We start from the raw sequence: 21,042 nt of genomic DNA on the forward strand, positions 1-21,042 counted from the left end.
GGTGATGTAAGTCATCCCCCATAAGAAAAAGGAGAGGGAAATCCCTCTCCTTAACGACTACCGTTATTATTAACAAGCTTGACCATCATATTGGCGATGGCATGTTGCTCTTCTGGAGACGCGACTGACCATAAATCCGCTAATACTTTTTCCTGATCGTTCTTAGCTTCGACTTGATTGGCTAAGTAATCACCGATTTGGTAAGCCAAGTCATTTACCGTTTCGTGCTCCATGCCGCTGTGTTCTGCCTGGTTTAGGCGATCCCCTAAAAAGTTTTTCCAATCAGACCAGTTATCTAATACAGACATTTGTCATGACCTCCTTTATTGAAATACAACCTTAGTTTGTATCCTGGAGGAAAAATTATGCGCTGGAATCATTTGATTGAAAAATTTTTTATGTGTGCCATCCCCCGTTGACGGAAAGGGTTTGGCCGGTAATATAAGAGGACCTGGAGGAAAGAAGGAACTGAATGGAGTCAGCAATTTCACCCGGATGAGCAAGCCGTCCCATAGGGATCTCTTCACGGATCGCATCTCTATCTTCATCCGTAAACGCGCCCATCATGGACGTATCAACGGCCCCGGGAGCAACGGCGTTTACCCTTACACCGCTTAATGCAAGCTCTTTACTCAACGATTTCACAAAAGCTAATTGAGCACCTTTGACTGTTGAATATACAACCTCACAGGCAGCTCCTATCTGTCCCCATATCGAACTCACCATGACGATTGTCCCTTTCCGGTCAATCAGCTTTGGCAGGAGTTTTTGAACAAGGAGCAAAGGACTTTTGACATGAAGATTGATCATCTGATCCATATCGTCTTCTGAATGGTCCTGGAAGAGCCCCCAGGTAGAATTTCCACTACAGTAAATGATCGCATCGAGGCGGAATATGGAATGCACAAGATGACCCACTTCGTCCGGGTTGGCAAGATCACCCTGAATGGGGATGGCCTCCACTCCTAACGCTTCGACTTTATGAACCAGTTCCTTCATTGCACTTTCATTGGAATGATAATGCAGGTATAAATTCCAGCCCTCTTCTGCCAATGTAAGAGCAGTACTACTCCCGATTCCACCAGATGCCCCTGTTATTAATGCATACTTCATTGGTTTCACTCCAAACGTCATTCACATGAATAGAGGAACTATCCTTTAAAAAGGATAGCCCCCCCTTCCATCATGCTTTAGGTACGACCTGACATACAGTAAATCGTTCTTCACTGATAATGGACTCCGCAACCGCCTGGATATCGTCATATTTCAACGATTCAAGGGTAGGCACGACTTCAAATAAATCCATTTCATTAAAGGCATAGCGGGTAAATTGATTCGCAATATACTCAGGAGAATTAATGGCACGCAGGAATGCACCAATCTTCTTCTTTTTCGTCCTCTCAAGACCTTCCTCAGTAAAAAGAGATTCCCGTTTCGCTTTCAGAAGGAGCGATTGTACCTTCTCAGAGAGCTCATCCGGCTTTTCCGTATCTCCACCGACCGTAAGGAAACCAAAGCCATTTTCCTGTGTATAGTCATAATGGAATGTCTCATCGATCAATCCATCATTATAAAGTTCGGAATAGTACGGTGAACTCTTTCCGAACAGCATATCAAGAAAAACATTCATGGAAAGCTCTTGTCTAAGCATTTCCCGCCCCTGCTGGATTGGTTCCGGAGCTTTCAGTCCGACGATACATTTAGGACTTTGGACATTCATCTTGAGGACCTGTTTTTTCTCCGCCACTGTCTCTGGTTCATCCTCGAATTTACGCTTGATTTCAGGCATTTTTTCATAATCTTTCTTTTCCTGATTCGAACGGACCTGATTCATGATCTGTTCGGGATCGACCGACCCCACCACGAATAAGAGCATATTGCTTGGATGGTAGAATGTATTATAACACTGATAGAGCATATCCTTTGTAATCGGGGTGATGGATTCGATCGTTCCGGCAATATCGATTTTAACAGGATGATTTTTGTACATATTCTGGATGACCCCGAAGTATAATCGCCAATCCGGATTATCATCATACATGGTGATTTCCTGACCGATGATGCCTTTTTCCTTTTCTACCGTTTTCTCCGTGAAATACGGATCTTGAACAAAATCGATGAGTGTTTCTAAATTCCGTTCTACGTTGGTCGTACTCGAGAACAGATAAGCTGTCCTTGTAAAGGAAGTGAATGCATTGGCGGATGCCCCTTGCTTACTGAACTGTTGGAAGACATCTCCATCCTCTTTTTCAAACAATTTATGCTCTAAGAAATGGGCGATCCCATCGGGTACTTTTACGAATTCATTTTCATCCAATGGGACAAAATGATTATCGATGCTTCCGTATTTCGTTGTAAATGTAGCATACGTCTTGTTAAAACCTTTTTTCGGGAGGATGTATACGTCCAACCCATTAGACATTTTTTCATAATACAAATCTTCTTGTAATTGATCGAAGGAAATTTTCTTCACCTTTATCCCTCCATTCCTGTTAGAAAGTAAATCGTATCAAGTTCAACTTTATTTGCGGCTTTTACGATATCTTCTTTTGTTGTCTTCTCAATCTCATCCAACCAGTGTTTCAGGTCGATTTCTTCATGAGCTACCGCATTATGGTAAAGAACTTCAACCAAACCTCTTGAAGTATCGATGGTTTCAAGGAGCTGGTTACGGATGACCGCTTTTGTCTGATCGATTTCCCCATCCGTGAAATCTCCGTCCTTCATTGCCTGTAGCTGCTCGTTGATGATTCCTACCGCTTGATCATACTTCTCAAATTCGATACCGGACATCACCATCAATAAACCTTTATGACTCTCGAGGCGGCTCGCAGCATAATATGCGAGGCTCGCTTTCTCCCTCACATTAATGAACAATTTGGAGTGAGAGAAGCCACCGAATATTCCATTGAATACTTGAAGAGCGAAATAATCATCGTCGCCATATTGAGTATGTGTACGGTAGCCCATGTTAAGCTTCCCTTGTTTCACATCCTGTTTTTCTTTTACGACATTTTCTTTTTCCTTTTGCTTCACAAGAGAAGCATCCACTTGTTTAGGAGTGCGTTCATTTAATTGGAGTAATCGATCACAGAGGCTTTCAACCTCATTAACATCGACATCACCAATCACATAAAGATCAAACTGATCTTCAGCCATCACTTTTTGATAATATTCATATAAACTCTTCGCAGTAATGGACTCCACTTCTTCACTTACACCATTTACATGGAGGGCGAAACGCTCACCTTTACACATTTCTTCCACCAGTCGTGAATTGGCATAGCGCATTTTATCATCATATACTGCTTGGATTCTGACCTTTTGGTTCCGTTTTTCTTTTTCGACTGTTTTCTTGTCGAACTCGTTATTTTCAACATGAGGATTCTGAAGGACATCTGCAAGGAATTCGATTCCTTTTTGAAGCAGGGGTTCAGAATCCCTCAAAAACTTTTCGTTGGCGATTTCAACAGACATACTGACCACATGGCACTCACCTTTTTTACCTAAATCCGCAAAAAAGTTCGCTCCATATAACTCATCCAGATGGGAGCGTAACTCCGTAGTGCTCCGGTAAGTCTTTGTGCTGCTCTGCATCACATGGGGCAGTAATCCCCGTAAAGTGACTGTTTCGGGATCGAGGGGGGCTTTCATCTTTAATACGAGGCTATTGGTTTTATACTTATCCGTTTGAACGATATGTAGCGTGTAACCAGGTTTCTTCTTCACTATTTCGTTTATGGCTGTCATCGTACCGTCCTCCTTAGTTCCATACTTCAATCGATTTAAATGCAAAATTAATAAACACCCTTATTGTGCGGTATTTATGTATAACTATACATGTAGAGGGAGATTGATTTCAAGCATCTTCCTCTATTGGAAGAATGCTCTTATGAATAAACTATTATATGCTTATCGTTTTTTCATTATGTGGCGGAGACAACCCTCCTTAAAACGAAATTCAATCCATATAAAAAGATATCCCGGGTTCCGGGATATCTTTTTGGTTTGTTTGATTTATTAACGGTTTCCTTTGATGTATGGTGTACCCAGTGCTTTGGGTGCATCTGCACGACCGATGAAGCCGGTTAGTGCAAGGATGGTTAATACGTAAGGTGCAATTAACAGGTAGACGCTTGGAATGTTTTCGAATAATGGGATACTGGATCCGATTATACTTAAACTTTGGGCGAACCCGAAGAACAGGGCCGCTCCCATGGCTCCAAGTGGATGCCATTTCCCGAAGATCAAGGCTGCAAGGGCCATGAACCCTTGTCCACTGATCGTTGCATGGCTGAAGTCTGAGGAAATCGCCTGGGCGTATACTCCCCCGCCGACACCTGCAAAAGCACCGGAAATGATGACACCGACATAGCGCATTTTCGTTACATTGATCCCCATTGTGTCTGCGGCCATAGGATGTTCACCCACAGAACGCAATCTTAAGCCGAATGGCGTTTTGAACATAATGAACCAGACAATGAAGGATACAAGGATCGCGACGAATGGCGGCCAATATGTGTTAGAAAAGAATATATCTCCGATGACCGGAATCTTGTGTAGTAATGGAACATCGACTTTGCCGAATCCTTCTGAGATGATGTCCGTTTGACCCTTTCCATAAATGCGTTTGACTAAGAAAAGAGTCAATCCCACTGCAAGCAGGTTGATGGCGACACCGGAAACGACCTGGTCAGCCCTGAATGTTATAGAAGCAACCGCATGCAGGATGGCAAGAAGGGCACCCATCACCATGGCAATGATCAAAGCCACCCACGGTGTCGCGGAACCGAAAGTATCAGCAAATGCAAGGTTAAATACGATACTTGAAAATGCACCGATGACCATCAGACCTTCAAGTCCGATATTAACTACGCCTGAACGCTCTGAGAACGCTCCTCCCAAAGCAGTGAAAATAAGTGGTGTTGCCCACAGTAATGTTGATGGGATGAGGATCGTCAAGATATCAATAAAACCCACTTATTTCACCCCCTTTTTACTAAATCGCTGAATCAGATAACGAATCATATAACCGGATGCTACAAAGAAAATAATAAGGGCAATGATAATATCTACCAGTTCATTTGGAATTCCTGCATCGAGAGGCATATTCAGCGCCCCTACTTTAAGTCCTCCAAATAATAGAGCAGCGAACACTACTCCGATGGCTGCATTTCCTCCAAGAAGGGCTACAGCGATCCCATCGAACCCGACCCCTGTGAATCCTCCTTTTATTGAGGCATAACCAAATGTTCCGAGTCCTTCCATAGCTCCAGCAAGTCCGGCAAATGCTCCTGAGATGACCATGGACAGAATGATATTACCATTTACGTTCATGCCGGCGTATTGAGAAGCGTGCTGGTTGAATCCTACAGAACGCAGTTCATAACCACGGGTAGTTTTCTCAAGCAGGAACCACATAATGAATACACAAGCAAGTGCGATGAAGATTCCCCAGTGCAGACGGGAATAGTCCGTTAAGCTTTCAAAGAAAGGAGACTTCAATGAAGCCGAATCTGCTATATAATCTGTGCGGTCTTTACGATCTGTCAGCACATCACGGATAATCGCATTCGTGACGTGAAGGGCAATATAGTTCATCATGATCGTGACAATTACTTCATGGACCCGGTATTTCGCTTTAAGCAGACCGGGTATAAAGCCCCATAAAGCACCAGCTAATGCTGCTGCGATGATTGCAAGGGGTAAATGGATCACCTTAGGTAACTCATCGAATGCGACCCCTACCCATACAGCTGCAAGCCACCCTACAATTAATTGACCTTCTACTCCGATATTGAATAATCCCGTTCTAAAGGCGAAGGCAACAGCCAATCCTGCCAAAATATACGGTGTGACTTGACGGATTGTTTCCCCGACATAGTATATTTCTCCGAAGATACCATTCCATAGTGCGGAGTATCCCGCAATCGGATCGTATCCACTAACAAGCATGATAATCGTTCCGACGATGATACCCAAAAGGACTGAGATGACCGGGATCAATATATTGGTTAATCGATTAGACATTTGCGTTCCCTCCCGCTTCCTTCCTTTTCGAGCCGGCCATTAGTAATCCAAGCTCTTGTTCGGTTGTTTCTTTTGGATTGACAACGGCCACAATTGCTCCTTCATAAATCACGGCGATCCGGTCACTTACATTCATGATTTCATCCAGTTCAAATGAAAGCAGCAGTACTGCTTTCCCGTTATCCCTTTGTTCAATCAGACGCTTATGGATGAACTCGATCGCTCCGACGTCAAGACCCCGGGTCGGCTGAGCAGCTATCAATAAATCCGGATCTCTATCTACTTCACGGCCAATGATTGCTTTTTGCTGGTTACCACCGGATAAAGCCCGGGCAAGGGTGAACTCAGAAGGTGTCCGTACATCAAACTCTGATATCAGTTTTCTCGCCTGATTGTAAATATTTTTATAACTAAGTACCCCTTTGTTGGAATAAGGTTTCTGATAATAGGTCTGAAGAACCATATTTTCCCCGATAGGAAAATCAAGTACCAGACCATGCTTGTGCCTGTCCTGAGGAATATGACCTACACCTGATTCATAAATTTTACGGGGTTTCATATTTGCGATTTCTTTTCCATTCAGTTTGATTGAACCACTGTCGACTTTATGAAGACCCGTGATGGCCTCAATCAACTCACTTTGTCCGTTTCCATCCACACCGGCTATGCCAAGGATCTCCCCTGCTTTCACCTCAAGGTTCAAGCCCTTTACAACAGGGACATTCCGTTGATCTTTTACGTTTAAGTCACGAACCTCGAGGACATTATCACTAGGTGTAGCTTCTTTCTTCTCTGTTTTAAATGTGACTTCACGTCCCACCATCAGACTGGCAAGGTGATTCGGATCAGTTTCTGAGACCTTCACTGTGCCGATTCCTTTACCTTTCCTGATAACGGTTACATTATCACACACCTCCATAATCTCTTTAAGCTTATGAGTGATGAGGATAATTGATTTACCTTCTTTAATCAGTGTTTTCATGATTTGAATCAGTTCTTTGATCTCTTGAGGTGTCAATACAGCGGTCGGTTCATCAAAGATCAGGATTTCCGCCCCTCTGTAAAGTGTTTTTAAAATCTCTACACGCTGTTGCATACCTACAGAAATTTCAGAAATTTTAGCACTCGGATCTACTTTCAATCCATATTTTTCAGAGATATCAAGGATATCTTTTTCCGCCTTTTTAATATCCACTGTAGCTCCGGATTTCGGCTCTCTCCCAAGAATGATATTCTCTGTTACAGTGAAGGTATCGACCAGCATAAAATGCTGATGGACCATACCGATTCCGAGATCATTGGCTATGTTCGGATTGGTAATGTTCACTTTCTGTCCTTTTACCCGTATTTCTCCTTGTTCTGGTTGGTATAGCCCGAATAATACATTCATTAATGTAGACTTACCTGCACCATTTTCACCAAGAAGCGCATGAATTTCACCTTTTTCGAGCTGAAGGGTAATATTGTCATTTGCTACGATGCCGGGAAATTCTTTGCGGATATTCAGCATCTCGATTACATAATCCATTGCTAATCACTCCTTGCATAGACTAGGGATATTTATCTAGTAGTTAGAGGTCAGACCTTCACTACTCAGAAAAAAAAGGGTTTCCCCGAATAAAAATCTAAATGAAAGATAGAAATGTTCTATACTTCAATTAAATTTCTATTAATTTATGAATCTATTTTTGTATGAGGACAAGCGGCCGGAAATTTCCGGCCATCTTATCCATCATGAATGATTAGTTAGCTGAGAAAGCTTCCGCATCTTTAATAGATTCAGGAACTTTTACATCTCCGCTATTAATCTTTTCTTTCCATTCATCCACTTTTTTCATAACTTCATCTTTATTGGAAAGTTCGTCATTTAATTCAGCAAGTCCTACGCCGTCTTCTTTAAGACCGTAAAGGATTGTCTCTCCTCCAGGGAAATTCCCTTCTTTCGCTTTAGTGGAAAGATCCACTACTGCGTTATCAACGCGCTTAAGAGCTGATGTAAGGATGATATTGTGATCTCCTACTTTACCTTCTGCTGACTGGTCGGAGTCAACACCGATTGCCCAAAGTTCACGGGAAGGATCTTTTTCTTTCAGGTCACGTGCTTCTTTGAATAATCCATTACCAGTTCCACCAGCTGCGTGGAAGATAACGTCTACATCTTGAGAGTACATTTTTGAAGCGATCGTTTGTCCAAGTTCAGCTTTGTCGAAAGCTCCTGCATAGTCAGCAACGATTTCTGCATCCGGGTTGACTGCTTTGACGCCAGCGATGAACCCAGCATGGAAACGTTCGATTACAGGGATCTCCATACCACCGATGAATCCGATTTTATTCGTCTTTGTCGCAAGTCCTGCTGTCACTCCAGCAAGGAAAGAAGCTTCCTGCTCTTTGAACATGATGCTTGCAACGTTCGGTTGATCCACTACAGCATCCACGATTGCAAAATGTGAATCTTTTTGTTGTTGTGCAATATCATTGATTGCACCTTCCATAAGGAAGCCGATACCATATACTAAGTCAAAGTCTTGACGAGCTAATGTGTTTAAGTTCGTAGCATAGTCAGCATCAGATTGTGACTGTAAGTAGTCAAATCCATCTTTACCTTTTTCCATGTCGTTTTCTTTACCGAAGGCTTTCAGACCTTCCCAAGCAGATTGGTTGAATGATTTGTCATCCACGCCACCAACATCTGTAACCATTGCTACTGTAAATTGATCTTCTTTCTTGCCTTCACCACTAGATGCACCTTCTTTGTCCTTGCTTGTTCCACAAGCACCTAATAATGTACCTGCTGCCAGAACAAATGATAACGCTAAACCGAATTTACGTTTTTTCACCTAGAGTACCCCCTGTTTTTGTAATAAATTAGTAGTAAGATGGATTGCTGTTATACGCGCTTTCTTAATACCTGGAAGCTAAATTTGTCTGATCTGAAATAGTTTACGGAATACAGGATCGGCTCGTCGTTTTCATCAAAATGCATTTGCTTTAAGACGAGTAAGGCCGTTTCCGGCTCGCAATTTAGAATAGGGGAGATTTTATCGTGATATCCCATTGGTTCGATTTGTGCCACCGCGTGGGTAATTCTCTTATTCTCCCGTTTTTCTAAAACGGTGAAGATCGAATTATCCTCATGTGTGAAATTCCTCGGCATGACTTTCTCAGGAATTTTGTCCACACAATATACAACCGGTTCCCCGTTTGCGGTTCGAACCCTTTCAATGAGGATCACGTCGTCCTCTTCATTGCAAGTAAACCTCTTCACATCATCCTCAGTAGCTTCTTGAGTTGTTGAGCTTAAGAAAATGGTCCCTGGCTCCATACCAGCCTGCTTGATCATGTTCGTTACACTGTTCAGCTGCTCGATACCCGAAGTGAAGAGCGGCTTTGCGTTTACAAATGTACCTACACCATGACGTCGTACGATGACACTTTCTTCCTCAAGAATTCTGAGAGCTTCCCTAAGAGTAGCCCTACTTACACCTAACTGTTTGGAAAGATCGAATTCAGATGGGAGTTTTTCTTTTTCTTTGTAAATTCCCGCCTCGATATCCTTCTTCAAACGGTCAATTACTTGTAAGTATAAATGCCGATTGTCTGTTTTTATTGTCACTGGAACCACCACCACATTTTCTCAAGACATCAGACCTCTGATGTATATCTTTCCTACTAATCGAAAATACTATAACACTTTTTTTTTGATAAAGGAATAGCATTGTGTGATTTTGTCGAAAAAAATGATTAGAATGACAATTTAGAATCCTTTTCTGTAAAAATATTGAAAAAATAGTTGGTTAAATGGGCTTAAATGGGATATATTAACTACTTTTTTACAGTCAGATCGTTTTCCGATATCATTTTTTACATACTCTCAACAAAGGCATTACATTTGTAAACGCTTTTAATAGTATAACACATTCGTGGATAAACCCGTATCAGTTTCATTAAAGCGTATTCATTTGGAGTTTTTCCCTCAATTCACGCACAAAAAAAAGGCATGTTACCCCATTCATTATGAATAGAGTAACACACCTCCCATCAGGAACTCTGCTCTTCTGATGGCTTGCCGACCAGGACGGTTCTGGGCTTACTGCCTTCATAAGGGCCAACTACTCCCCTTACTTCCATTTCATCGATCAATCTCGCGGCCCTCGTATAGCCGATCCTGAATCTTCTTTGAAGCATCGAAACGGATGCTGTTTGCATTTCCGCGATCAACTGGACGGCATCATGATATAATTCGTCTTCCGCTTCCCCTGACTTCTCATCCTCCGGCACTTCATCAGGAATCATTTCTTCCTGATATTGAGCCTTTTGCTGGGAGATGACAAAGTCAACGATTTCTTCTACTTCTTCATCTGATAAAAATGCACCTTGCACCCTTGTTGGCTTGGATGCCCCAACAGGCATGAAGAGCATATCTCCCCTACCCAATAGCTTTTCAGCTCCACCGGAATCCAGGATCGTTCTGGAATCGGTTTGGGAAGATACGGCGAAGGCAATCCGTGACGGGATATTGGCTTTGATGACCCCTGTTATGACGTCGACGGATGGACGCTGCGTCGCAATGATTAGATGGATTCCGGCAGCACGTGCCATCTGTGCAAGCCTTGTGATGGCATCCTCCACGTCGCTCGAGGCTACCATCATTAGATCCGCCAGCTCGTCTACAATCACAACGATATAAGGCAGCAGGGGCTGTTTGTCTTCATTTTCTATATTCTGTCTCTTAACGTAGTCATTGTAACCTTCAATATTCCTCGTTCCCGTATGAGAGAACAACTCATACCTGCGCTCCATTTCACTTACAACCTTCTTTAAAGCCTGAGACGCTTTCTTGGCATCTGTTACGACGGGTGCCAGGAGATGTGGAACTCCATTGTATACGTTCAGTTCAACCATTTTCGGATCAATCATCATCAGTTTAACTTCATGGGGCTTTGCCCTCATGAGTATACTCGTGATGATTCCATTGATACATACACTCTTACCGCTACCCGTTGCTCCCGCTACTAGTAAATGGGGCATTTTATTCAGCTCTGCGAGTACCGCTTCACCTGTAATATCACGCCCTAAGCCAATTTGCAGTTTAGCCTCCGGTTTGTTATGCTCCTTCGCTTCAAGGACCTCCCGCAGGGACACCATGGCTACTTCTGAGTTCGGAACTTCAATACCGATGGCCGATTTTCCCGGGATCGGAGCTTCAATCCGAATATCTTTCGCTGCAAGGGCCAATGCCAGATCATCACTCAGGTTGACGATCCTGCTTACTTTCACTCCTACATCTGGGTGTACTTCATACTTTGTGACTGCCGGGCCAAGATGGACTTGCGTCACTTTCGCCTTTACCCCGAAGCTCTGGAATGTTCTTTCAAGCTTTGCCGCGTTGGCATGAATCAATTGATATTCGTTACTCTGATCCGTTTTTCGCGGGGTTTTTAATAATGAGATCGAAGGAAGCTTGTAATCTTTATTTTCCACTTCCGTAAAGGTGATTGGAGGGGCTGCTTCTGCTTCCCCTTCCGTATCGCCCTCTTTCCCTGATGAAGAAGCCTCTTTACCGTTACTTGTCCCTGAACCCGAAGAGACGGGGTCTTCTTTTGATTGTGATCCGCCATATGCACGCTCTGCGAAATTCGAGATGATCGGTTCACGGGTTTCTTCTTCCTCTGGAACTATTGGTTCAGGCGATTCTTCCTTTTTCTTTGGTGCATCTTGCTTTTGCTTTTCTTTTATTTCTTTTTTCTTGGATTGCTCTTCCTTCCAGTCGCTCATATCCTGTTTAAATGCTGACCATTGACTACTCATGAATTCACCAAAGCGTTTCCCTGCTCTTCCAAGTACGTCCCCAATGGATTTACCAGTCACCAGGATGATGCCGATCATAATGAACGTTGCGCTGACGATTCTCGCTCCCTGTGAATCAAATAGAAAGTAGGATACCGCAAACAGGAGGCTGCCGATCATTCCTCCTCCAAGATCGGAAGTACTGGATTCACCGTTGACATCCATCCAATATAAGTCCCACGTATTCATGATGACACTGGGATTAGCGAATGAACCTCCATTTGAAAGGAGATCAAATAATTTCACATGACTTAATAGGAGGAAACTGGCAATGATGATGTATACCCCGACAAGTCTCCTGCTGAACAACATCGGTACCTCTCGTTTAATCATCAGGTAGCCCGCTACATACAGCATCCATAGAAGGGCAATCATATACCATTCTCCTAGGAAGAAACGATAAAAATATACGAGTGCCTTTCCAACCGCTCCAAGCTCAATGATGGATATCAAGCTTAATGCGGATAGGATCAATCCTATGATCTCGAACTTGATCGTCTGTTTCAGTGCAGAGCCTGTTTGAGAGCGTTTTTTTCTTTTTTTCCGTTTTGCCAAACCATTCACCTAAATTCTGTTGAAGTCTTCTGATTTATGTACTAAAAGATGAAGAAAGGGCTGACCCTTTGGGGCAATGTATGTGCCTAAGGTGTCAAACCCTTCCCGTGAACTTTTCGTATCTACTGTCTTCTGAGTAATATTATAGCATAACCACTAATACGGGAAAATCCTCTTTCTCACTTAATTGTTAAGATATTCCCCTGGGCAAATTTGATCATTTAAGTAATGGGCGGGATCACTGCTCATAACCCTGATGATTCGATATTTGTTCTCCTCCTGCTGAACCAGAAGGGGAACGCCCTGATAGTTTATCATCATTTGCCCGTTGAATTCACTTCCATCGGCCGGGAACACCAGATCACTTGGAACCATTGTATAGAGGATCATTGAACCAGTCCCTCTTGTGAATCTGCCTGCTTCTTCATCTCAATCAATTCATTGATCTTTCTGATCGCCGACCCGATGCCGCCAATTCCATCGATCAATCCGTACTCCACTGCATCATCCCCCACCACATTCGTACCTATATCCCTTGTGAGGTTCCCTTTTGCAAACATAAGGTCTTTAAAATCCTCTTCCGTGATATTGCTGTGCTTTGTGACAAAGCTGACTACCCGGTCCTGCATTTTATCAAGATACTCAAATGTTTGGGGCACACCGATGACTAAACCGGTTAATCGAACGGGGTGAATCGTCATAGTAGCTGTACTTGCAATAAATGAAAAGTCACAAGATACAGCAATCGGAACCCCGATGCTGTGACCTCCCCCAAGTACGACAGAAACAGTAGGCTTGGATAGTGACGCAATCATTTCAGAAATGGCCAGACCCGCTTCTACGTCTCCCCCGACCGTATTCAGAATCACAACCAGCCCTTCGATCTTAGGATTTTGTTCAATGGCCACAAGCTGGGGTATGACATGCTCATACTTCGTTGTTTTATTTTGAGGCGGCAGCTGCATATGTCCTTCTATCTGGCCCACAATGGTGAGGCAGTGAATATTGGAGTCTTGAGAAAGTTGTGGAACATTGGTTTGACCCAGCTGTTGAATCTTTTCCATCAATCCAGACGGTTTGTCTTTCTGATCATCCTGTCCTTTATTTGGCTCATCCTGCATATGTTCATGATTTTGTTCCATGAAAACATCTCCTTTTCAATCCCATTCTCTTGTTATTATTTTAATATGGGAGTGTTTTCATACTTCATTCTTTGTGTTCAAATAAATATGGGGCTATTTGTTCGAAACAAATAGCCCCACACATTATACTTCCATGATGATAGGTAAAATCATCGGTCTTCTTCGTGTTTTATTAAATAGGAAATAATTTAGTTGATCACGGATGTCCTGCTTGATCGCTGTCCATTCAAAAGAACCTTTTTGCAGATAGGAATGAACCACATCCGTCACGATTCCCCCTGCCCCTTCGATCAATTCCTCGGACTCCCTCACATATACGAAACCCCTGGAGATGATTTCAGGTCCTGAGACGATAGACTTGGATCTTCTGTTGATGGTGACGACAACCGTAAATACACCGTCTTCCGATAATAACTTACGATCACGAAGGACAATATTCCCTACGTCCCCGACACCGATCCCATCAATCAAGACATTCCCGGCCTGAACTCGGCCGCTCATTCTCATCTTTCCGTCCTTGTATTGAAGCACGTCCCCCTTATCCATGATAAAGATCTGCTTATAAGGCAGTCCGGTATCGTGGGCGAGCTGGGTATGAGCGACGAGCATTTTATATTCACCCTGAATGGGTATGAAATACTTGGGTTTCATGATATTCAACATGAACTTCAAGTCTTCCTGACTCCCATGACCTGACACATGAACTTTTTTCGACGCGGTTAATACATTTGCCCCGGCTCTATATAGCATGTCGATCGTCCTCCCGACAATCACTTCCATTCCTGGGGAAGGTGTAGCGGTAATGAGGACTGTGTCACCTTCTTCAATGTTTACAAGACGATGGGAACGCTTGGACATACGTTGAAGGGCTTCAAACGGTTCCCCTTGAGTTCCTGTTGCTATGATGAGGACTTCATCTTTAGGATAATCCTCCATTTCATCAATTCCGATGATCATTTCATCCCGGACATGAAGGTAGCCGAGCTTCAAAGCCACATCATAGACTCTCTTTAAACTCTTCCCGACCACAGCCACTTTTCGATTATTCTGCTCAGCTGCATCAAATACCTGCTGAAGACGAATTAAATTCGAGGCGAAGCATGCCACAATCACTCTCCCTGACGCTTTCCTCAAGGCGTTCGTGATATGTTGTTCGATAACCGACTCTGATGTTGTAAACCCTGGTCTCTCGGCCTCTTTACTGTCAGACAACAGACAAAGGACACCCTTCTCACCGATTTGCGCCATCTTGCCTAAATCCGGCCGGTAAAGATGCTTTGCCGATTGATCGAACTTGAATTCGCCTGTATGGACGATGACCCCTTCAGATGTATGTATGCAAATCCCAACTGAATCAGGAATGCTGTGTGTGGTTTTAAAGAACGTCACATTCACCCCATCAAAAGTAAGATAGCTATCGGAATGAATCGTATAGAACTTCACATCATCCCTGATATGTTCATCCTTCAAACGTGCCTTAACCAGTGCATTCGTTAAGCGTGTTCCATAGACTGGAGCCTTGATCTTGTTTAATACATATGAAATCGCACCGATACTGTCTTCATGTCCATGAGTCAGGAAGATCCCTTTGACCCGCTCTTTATTTTCAATCAAATATTGAATGTCAGGAATGACGATATCGATCCCAAGCATTTCATTTTCAGGAAACATAAGCCCTGCGTCAATCACGAATATTTCATGGTCGACTTCGATCACATACATGTTCTTGCCTATCTCTCCCACTCCCCCGAGTGGTATCACCTTAATGCTTTCATTCTTTATCTTACTCACCATTATGTCCTCCTATGCTGTTCCTTCCCCGATCTTCAATCAGTTATATTCATTATACTTGATACCATTTTGGTAGTACAACCAATTTTATCCTTCAAATTCAGGATTAGGAAAAAGACTGCAATCATTTATTCTACGTTACTATTTCGATACGGTAAGAATAATTCCTTCTTCTTTTGAAGAATTATCTCTCTCAAGAAACCAAACGGATTTCGCCCTATAAGAAAAAACAAAAGACCGTGAAGGACATATCTTCACAGTCTTTAGGATATAGCATGCACATTATATTAAGATAAGGCTTCGAGCACGTGAGACAGTTTCGCCCTTTCTACTTCTGTCAGTGGGATCAGTGGCAAGCGCACTGAGCCAACGTCCAGACCTTTCATCTGAAGGGCCGTTTTGACCGGAGTGGGGTTCGGGCTCGTAAACAGGCCTTTCATGATCGGAAGGAGCTTTTGATGCAGTTGTGCTGCTTGGATGATGTTCCCTCCTAAAAAGGATGATACCATCTCCTGCATCTCATTTCCGATGACATGGGAAGCCACTGACACAATTCCCGCCCCTCCAATGGATAGTACCGGAAGTGTGAGGCCATCATCACCACTGTACAACATAAAATCATCAGCCGTATGGGAAATGATTTCAGTCATGCTGTCCAGATCCCCGCTTGCTTCCTTCACAGCAACGATGTTCTCAATCTTTGAGAGACGAATAATCGTTTCAGGTGAGACATTGACACTTGACCTGCCCGGAATATTATACAGCATGACAGGTAAGGAAGTTGATTCTGCAATCACCTTGAAATGCTGGTACATCCCTTCCTGACTCGGCTTATTATAATAAGGCGCTACAAGCATGACGGCATCTACGCCTGCCTCCTCCGCCTTTTTAGTAAGTTCGATCGAAGCATGGGTGTTGTTGCTTCCGGTCCCTGCAATGACCGGAATTCTGCCATTCACGACTTTCACGGCATGGCGGAAAAGTGCGATCTTTTCTTCTTTCGTTAAGGTGGGAGACTCCCCGGTAGTGCCTGCTACTACTAATGAATCCGATCCATTCTCGATCAGATAATGGATTAATTGCGTCGTTTTGGTAAAATCAATATTTCCTTTACGGTCAAATGGTGTTACCATCGCCGTAGAAACGCGGCCAAAATTCAATCTAGTCACTCTCCTCGTAAGTTTATCCCACTCTGAATGTAGCATTTCTTTCTTGTAATTGGAATGTATCATGAAGGGCATTGATGGCATTGATCAAGTCCATTTCCTTCACCAGAACCCAGATGGTCGTATGACTGTCTGCTGATTGAAGTATGCGGATCCCTTCATTAGAGAGGGAAGATACAATGGCAGAAGTCACCCCGGGTACACCTGTCATTCCCGCTCCCACCACTGAGATCTTGGCACACTCCGATTCTATGACAGGGTTATGCCCAATCTTTCTTAAAACCCTGATTGCATCATCCGCCACCGAAGAACCCACCGTGTACACGACACCTCTCGGGGAAATGTTAATGAAATCAACGCTGATCTCCTCTTTGGCCATGGCTTTGAACACTTCGGCTTGAAGATTGTACTGATCTTCCTTAGCGAATACTTTAATTTGGGTGAGGTTGGATACATGAGCGATCCCTGTGACGGGGTGACTCCTGAACTCTTTATGGGCCTTCGTATTTTCCAGTGTCGTCACAAGAGTGCCTTCTCCATTTGAATAGGTTGAACGAATCCGTATCGGTACATTCGAATTCATGGCAATTTCAACCGCCCTTGGATGGATTACCTTGGCTCCCTGATATGCCATATTACACACTTCATTATATGAAACGACCGTTATCGGCCTTGCTTTGGAAGAAATACGTGGATCAGCGGTCATGACCCCTTCCACATCCGTAAAAATATCGATGTAGTCCGCTTTTAATGCGACACCAAGAGCAGAGGCGGAGGTATCGCTGCCCCCTCTTCCAATGGTTGTCACATCCCCGTCCTTGGTCGCTCCCTGAAAGCCTGCCACTACGACGGCATCATGATGTTCCAGTTCCCTTACCAAACGGCTGCATTTCATCTCTATAATTTTTGCATTGTTAAAATCGTTATTCGTCCGGAAACCTGCCTGGGCTCCGGTCAGGGCAGTCGATCGGATTCCATGCTCGAGGAGCAAATTGGAATACACCAGACTCGAAATGATTTCTCCACAGGATAGTAAAAGGTCCTGTTCCCGCTTGCTTATTGACGTGTTCCTGCCACCAATTAAGGACAAAAGGGAATCTGTGGCGTAGGGTTCCCCTTTTCTTCCCATTGCCGAGACCACCACCACCACTTTATACCCTTTGTCGATTGCTTGTTTCGTGTGGGCGATTGCCTTCAAACGACTTGCCTCATCACGTACAGATGTTCCACCAAATTTTTGAACGATCACTTTCATGACTACACCTCGTTGTCATATTCAAGAGGTATCTGAAAAACGATTAGTGGAATTATGCAGATTAATTGCTGAAATGATCCCTCTTCATTACTTAATTAGCCCCAGATTCATTAAACTTTCTGCGATTTGAACAGAGTTCCAGGCAGCTCCCTTCAGTAAGTTGTCAGAGACAACCCACATATGGAACCCTCTTTCTTCATCAAGATCTTTGCGGACGCGGCCCACAAATACATCCGGCTTACCTACGGCATGTGCAGGCATCGGATAGATTTGTTCTTCAGGTACGTCTTCCAGGGTTACCCCGGGTGCATCTTTAAGAAGTGCGTGGATATCCTTCACCGAAACAGAATCCTTCTCAATTTCAATATATACACTTTCGGAGTGACCTGTTACAACCGGTAATCTGACACATGTCGCTGATACCTTTAGGGAAGGCATATGCATGATCTTTTTCGTTTCATTGATCATTTTCATTTCTTCGAATGTAAAGCCGTTATCCTGAAATCTATCAATTTGAGGAATGGCATTATAAGCAATCTGATAATGCTTTTTGTCGCCTTTTACAGGTAACACACCAGGTTCAAATGATTCACCGGATAAAATGGCCTGTGATTGGGCGTGAAGTTCATCAATTGCAACGGCACCTGCACCTGAAACGGCTTGATAAGTGGATACGATTACTTTCTTCAAGCCATACTGCTTACGTATCGGCTCGAGTGCTGCAACCATTTGAATCGTCGAACAGTTCGGATTGGCAATGATCCCCTTGTGAAGTTTGATGTCCTCTTCATTCACTTCCGGGACGACAAGTGGAACATCGGGATCCATTCGATATGCACTCGTATTGTCGACTACGACCGCCCCGCGTTTTACGGCTTCAGGAGCAAGAAGTTTGGATACACTCCCACCTGCACTAAATAAAGCGATATCGACCCCTTCGAAACTTTCGGGCTTCGCTTCTTCAACCGTCCATTCTTTCCCTTTAAATAGTACAGTGGAGCCTGCAGAACGTGCTGATGATAGTAAAGTCAATTGTTTTATAGGAAAATCCCTTTTTTCTAATGTTTGAAGCATTTGTTGTCCGACGGCACCGGTGGCACCGACAACAGCTACATGAAATCCCGTTGTATTCAAAACCTTCTCTCCTTCCAACCATTCAATATTCTCATAGTACAATAGGTAAGTTAATTTAGTCTATTACTATAATAAAGAATATTTTAACATAAACAATTATTCGACAATAGGATTTTTTATTGGTGATTCCGGGTTCGTCTATCTTTCATATGCATGAAAAGAAGGTCATCTGAATTTCCCGAGGGGATGACCTTCTTCTTGAATTAATCTAAATATCTTTCAATGACAACTGGTTGAAGCTGATGTCCTTCCATGGCCGCTTCGATCGTCTCTTGAATCAATGTCATCCTGGCAACCATCGATTTTGGCTTACTTTCAGGTGCATCCTGCCCAAACGGAATAAAATAAATATCTTTCGTTGAAATTAATCTCATCAGATTTATACCATTTAATCCCAGAGCATCATTTGTGGAAATTCCGAGTACTACAGGGCGGTGGTTACGCAGTGTTGCTTTGGCGGCCATTAACACAGGGGAATCAGTCATTGCATTGGCAAACTTACTCATTGAATTACCCGTCAGGGGGGCAATCACCATGCAATCCAGTGGAATCTTTGGCCCGAGTGGTTCTGCTTTGACGATTGAATCGATCACCTTATGGCCGGTTACGTCTTCAATACGTTTGATCCAATCTTCTCCCTTGCCGAATCTTGTTTCCGTATTCATAACGGTAGATGTCACAATCGGCATGACTTCCGCTCCATTATTCACTAATCTTTCAATTTCAGGGAACACGGCATCATACGTACAATGAGATCCTGTGAGACCAAACCCGATACGTTTTCCTTTCACACTCATGATGAACTCTCCTTTCCTGAATCAAAATCTTCCTCTAATAATTGACAAAGAACATTCGCCAGGATCTGGCCTGCCGTTTTCGGTGCTACGATTCCTGGGAGCCCTGGGGCTAACAATGCTTTAATCCCGCGTTTTTCTGCATAACGAAAATCTGTACCCCCCGGCTTTGAAGCCAAATCGATAATTAATGTATGGGCAGGCATTTTGGCTATAACGCCAGCCTTCACTATGTGCACTGGAATTGTATTAATACAAATATCACAATTCTCAACCTCTTTTTCCAAATCATCCAAGTGGAATGGCACTAACCCCATTTCGGTCACCCTGGCCAGATGCTCACTTTTGCGCACTCCGACCTTCACCCTTCCTCCTAAATGATGAAACGTCCTGGCCACGCTCATACCCACTCTGCCGAGACCCAATATCACGATGTCGGATCCGTGGATCGTAAAGTCTGTATGTTGAATAGCCATCATAATCGTTCCCTCTACTGTAGGGATGGAGTTATAGATGGCAACGTCGTCTCTTTCAAACAACTGAACAAGTTTGCGGTTCGTTGAAGACATGATTTGATCCAAATACGCATTACTAATTCCTGAATAGATCTTACAGTGCTCTGGCGTTTCAGATACAATTTCTTCCGTTATCGTGATTTTCTCATTTGAAAAAATCGTATCGATTTCTCCTTGTAGATTCGTGCCGGGTACAGGTAAGATAATGGCATCCATCACTGAAAAGTCCACTTCACCGAGTTTTTCCTTCGTAGCCCCTGTAAAGGCATGATCTAATTGTTCAAAACCTACGAGTGATATTTTGGCATCCAACTCCGTAAGCTTTCGAATAATCTCAAGTTGACGAGCATCTCCGCCTAGAACTGCGATCTGCATTCCGGTCAGCATCACTGATTTCACCTACTTTTTACATAATCGCTATTCTAAATCCCTTTTCACTTCAACAGTGTATGTTGCACAGACCCAATGGGTGAGAAGAAAAGCAAGTATGGACGCTTGGAAAGCAGCCAAAATAAAAAACGGGTCAGGACCCGTTTCGTTTTACTAGAGTATTGAATCAGTCATCCGAGACTTCCAAAATGATCATATCTGCCCCGATTGTCCTGATCTGATGCCAGGGAACCCGGATTTCCCCGCCCTGCTTCCTCAGCCATTTACCGGTGGGGATGATCAGTGCACTGATGCTGCCTGACTTATCATTAAATTCAAGATCTGTCTGCCCCAGGATGCCAAGCCGCTCCGCTTTTTTATAATCAACGATTTCCTTCCCGCTTAATTCACTTAGCCTCATGATCGTATCCTCCTAAAAATAGC

At 43.5% G+C, this 21,042-nt stretch carries 19 protein-coding genes; all 19 read right to left on the reverse strand.

All coding sequences use genetic code 11. From position 1 onward, the window contains the following. Positions 1-50: 50 nt before the first annotated feature. Positions 51-308 (reverse strand): DUF3243 domain-containing protein, encoded by a 258-nt coding sequence (locus V8G47_RS04310; protein ID WP_034760081.1) that lies wholly within the window; start codon positions 306-308, stop codon positions 51-53. An 88-nt stretch (positions 309-396) separates the two neighbouring features. Next, on the reverse strand, positions 397-1,113 hold the full coding sequence (ymfI, locus tag V8G47_RS04315; protein WP_336199020.1) for an elongation factor P 5-aminopentanone reductase: 717 nt from the start codon (positions 1,111-1,113) through the stop codon (positions 397-399). A gap of 70 nt (positions 1,114-1,183) precedes the next feature. Next, positions 1,184-2,473, reverse strand: coding sequence for an EF-P 5-aminopentanol modification-associated protein YfmH (yfmH, locus tag V8G47_RS04320; RefSeq protein WP_336199021.1), 1,290 nt, complete (start codon positions 2,471-2,473; stop codon positions 1,184-1,186). A gap of 2 nt (positions 2,474-2,475) precedes the next feature. Next, complete coding sequence (yfmF, locus tag V8G47_RS04325) at positions 2,476-3,750, reverse strand: EF-P 5-aminopentanol modification-associated protein YfmF (protein ID WP_336199022.1); 1,275 nt, start codon at positions 3,748-3,750, stop codon at positions 2,476-2,478. 270 nt (positions 3,751-4,020) lie between these two features. Next, positions 4,021-4,980: an ABC transporter permease gene (locus tag V8G47_RS04330; protein WP_336199023.1), complete on the reverse strand. Its 960-nt coding sequence runs from the start codon at positions 4,978-4,980 to the stop codon at positions 4,021-4,023. Next, positions 4,981-6,030, reverse strand: coding sequence for an ABC transporter permease (locus V8G47_RS04335; RefSeq protein ID WP_336199024.1), 1,050 nt, complete (start codon positions 6,028-6,030; stop codon positions 4,981-4,983). Continuing rightward, entirely contained in the window at positions 6,023-7,558 is a 1,536-nt protein-coding gene (locus V8G47_RS04340) for an ABC transporter ATP-binding protein (RefSeq protein WP_336199025.1), read from the reverse strand. The genes V8G47_RS04335 and V8G47_RS04340 overlap by 8 nt, the downstream gene beginning before the upstream one ends. Positions 7,559-7,772: 214 nt before the next feature. Next, positions 7,773-8,867, reverse strand: a complete 1,095-nt coding sequence (locus V8G47_RS04345) for a BMP family lipoprotein (protein WP_336199027.1) — start codon at positions 8,865-8,867, stop codon at positions 7,773-7,775. Positions 8,868-8,917: 50 nt separating this feature from the next. Further along, positions 8,918-9,643 carry a GntR family transcriptional regulator gene (locus tag V8G47_RS04350; protein ID WP_060669639.1) on the reverse strand — a complete coding sequence of 242 codons (726 nt, stop codon included), beginning with the start codon at positions 9,641-9,643 and terminating at the stop codon, positions 8,918-8,920. 425 nt (positions 9,644-10,068) lie between these two features. Continuing rightward, positions 10,069-12,432 (reverse strand): DNA translocase FtsK, encoded by a 2,364-nt coding sequence (locus V8G47_RS04355; RefSeq protein WP_336199028.1) that lies wholly within the window; start codon positions 12,430-12,432, stop codon positions 10,069-10,071. Positions 12,433-12,615: 183 nt separating this feature from the next. Then, a complete protein-coding gene (locus V8G47_RS04360; RefSeq protein ID WP_336199029.1) occupies positions 12,616-12,822 on the reverse strand; it encodes a YlzJ-like family protein in 207 nt (68 codons plus the stop codon). Continuing rightward, entirely contained in the window at positions 12,819-13,553 is a 735-nt protein-coding gene (locus tag V8G47_RS04365; RefSeq protein ID WP_098441884.1) for a ClpP family protease, read from the reverse strand. The genes V8G47_RS04360 and V8G47_RS04365 overlap by 4 nt, the downstream gene beginning before the upstream one ends. 144 nt (positions 13,554-13,697) lie before the next feature. Further along, entirely contained in the window at positions 13,698-15,365 is a 1,668-nt protein-coding gene (locus tag V8G47_RS04370; RefSeq protein ID WP_336199030.1) for a ribonuclease J, read from the reverse strand. Positions 15,366-15,652: 287 nt separating this feature from the next. Then, complete coding sequence (gene dapA / locus V8G47_RS04375) at positions 15,653-16,525, reverse strand: 4-hydroxy-tetrahydrodipicolinate synthase (RefSeq protein ID WP_442970798.1); 873 nt, start codon at positions 16,523-16,525, stop codon at positions 15,653-15,655. 22 nt (positions 16,526-16,547) lie between these two features. After that, positions 16,548-17,786 carry an aspartate kinase gene (gene dapG / locus V8G47_RS04380; RefSeq protein WP_336199031.1) on the reverse strand — a complete coding sequence of 413 codons (1,239 nt, stop codon included), beginning with the start codon at positions 17,784-17,786 and terminating at the stop codon, positions 16,548-16,550. Between the two features lie 87 nt (positions 17,787-17,873). Then, the gene (gene asd / locus V8G47_RS04385) at positions 17,874-18,920 is read right to left on the reverse strand and encodes an aspartate-semialdehyde dehydrogenase (RefSeq protein WP_336199032.1); all 1,047 of its coding nucleotides are present in this window, start codon (positions 18,918-18,920) and stop codon (positions 17,874-17,876) included. Between the two features lie 203 nt (positions 18,921-19,123). Continuing rightward, positions 19,124-19,717 carry a dipicolinate synthase subunit B gene (gene dpaB / locus V8G47_RS04390; RefSeq protein ID WP_261751129.1) on the reverse strand — a complete coding sequence of 198 codons (594 nt, stop codon included), beginning with the start codon at positions 19,715-19,717 and terminating at the stop codon, positions 19,124-19,126. Beyond that, a complete protein-coding gene (dpaA, locus tag V8G47_RS04395; RefSeq protein ID WP_336199166.1) occupies positions 19,714-20,616 on the reverse strand; it encodes a dipicolinic acid synthetase subunit A in 903 nt (300 codons plus the stop codon). Before dpaA ends, dpaB begins: the two co-directional genes overlap by 4 nt. A gap of 169 nt (positions 20,617-20,785) precedes the next feature. Beyond that, entirely contained in the window at positions 20,786-21,019 is a 234-nt protein-coding gene (locus V8G47_RS04400) for a YlmC/YmxH family sporulation protein (protein ID WP_034760116.1), read from the reverse strand. Between the last annotated feature and the right edge of the window lie 23 nt (positions 21,020-21,042).

This window comes from Rossellomorea sp. LJF3, from assembly GCF_037046045.1.
Taxonomy (GTDB): Bacteria; Bacillota; Bacilli; order Bacillales; family Bacillaceae_B; genus Rossellomorea.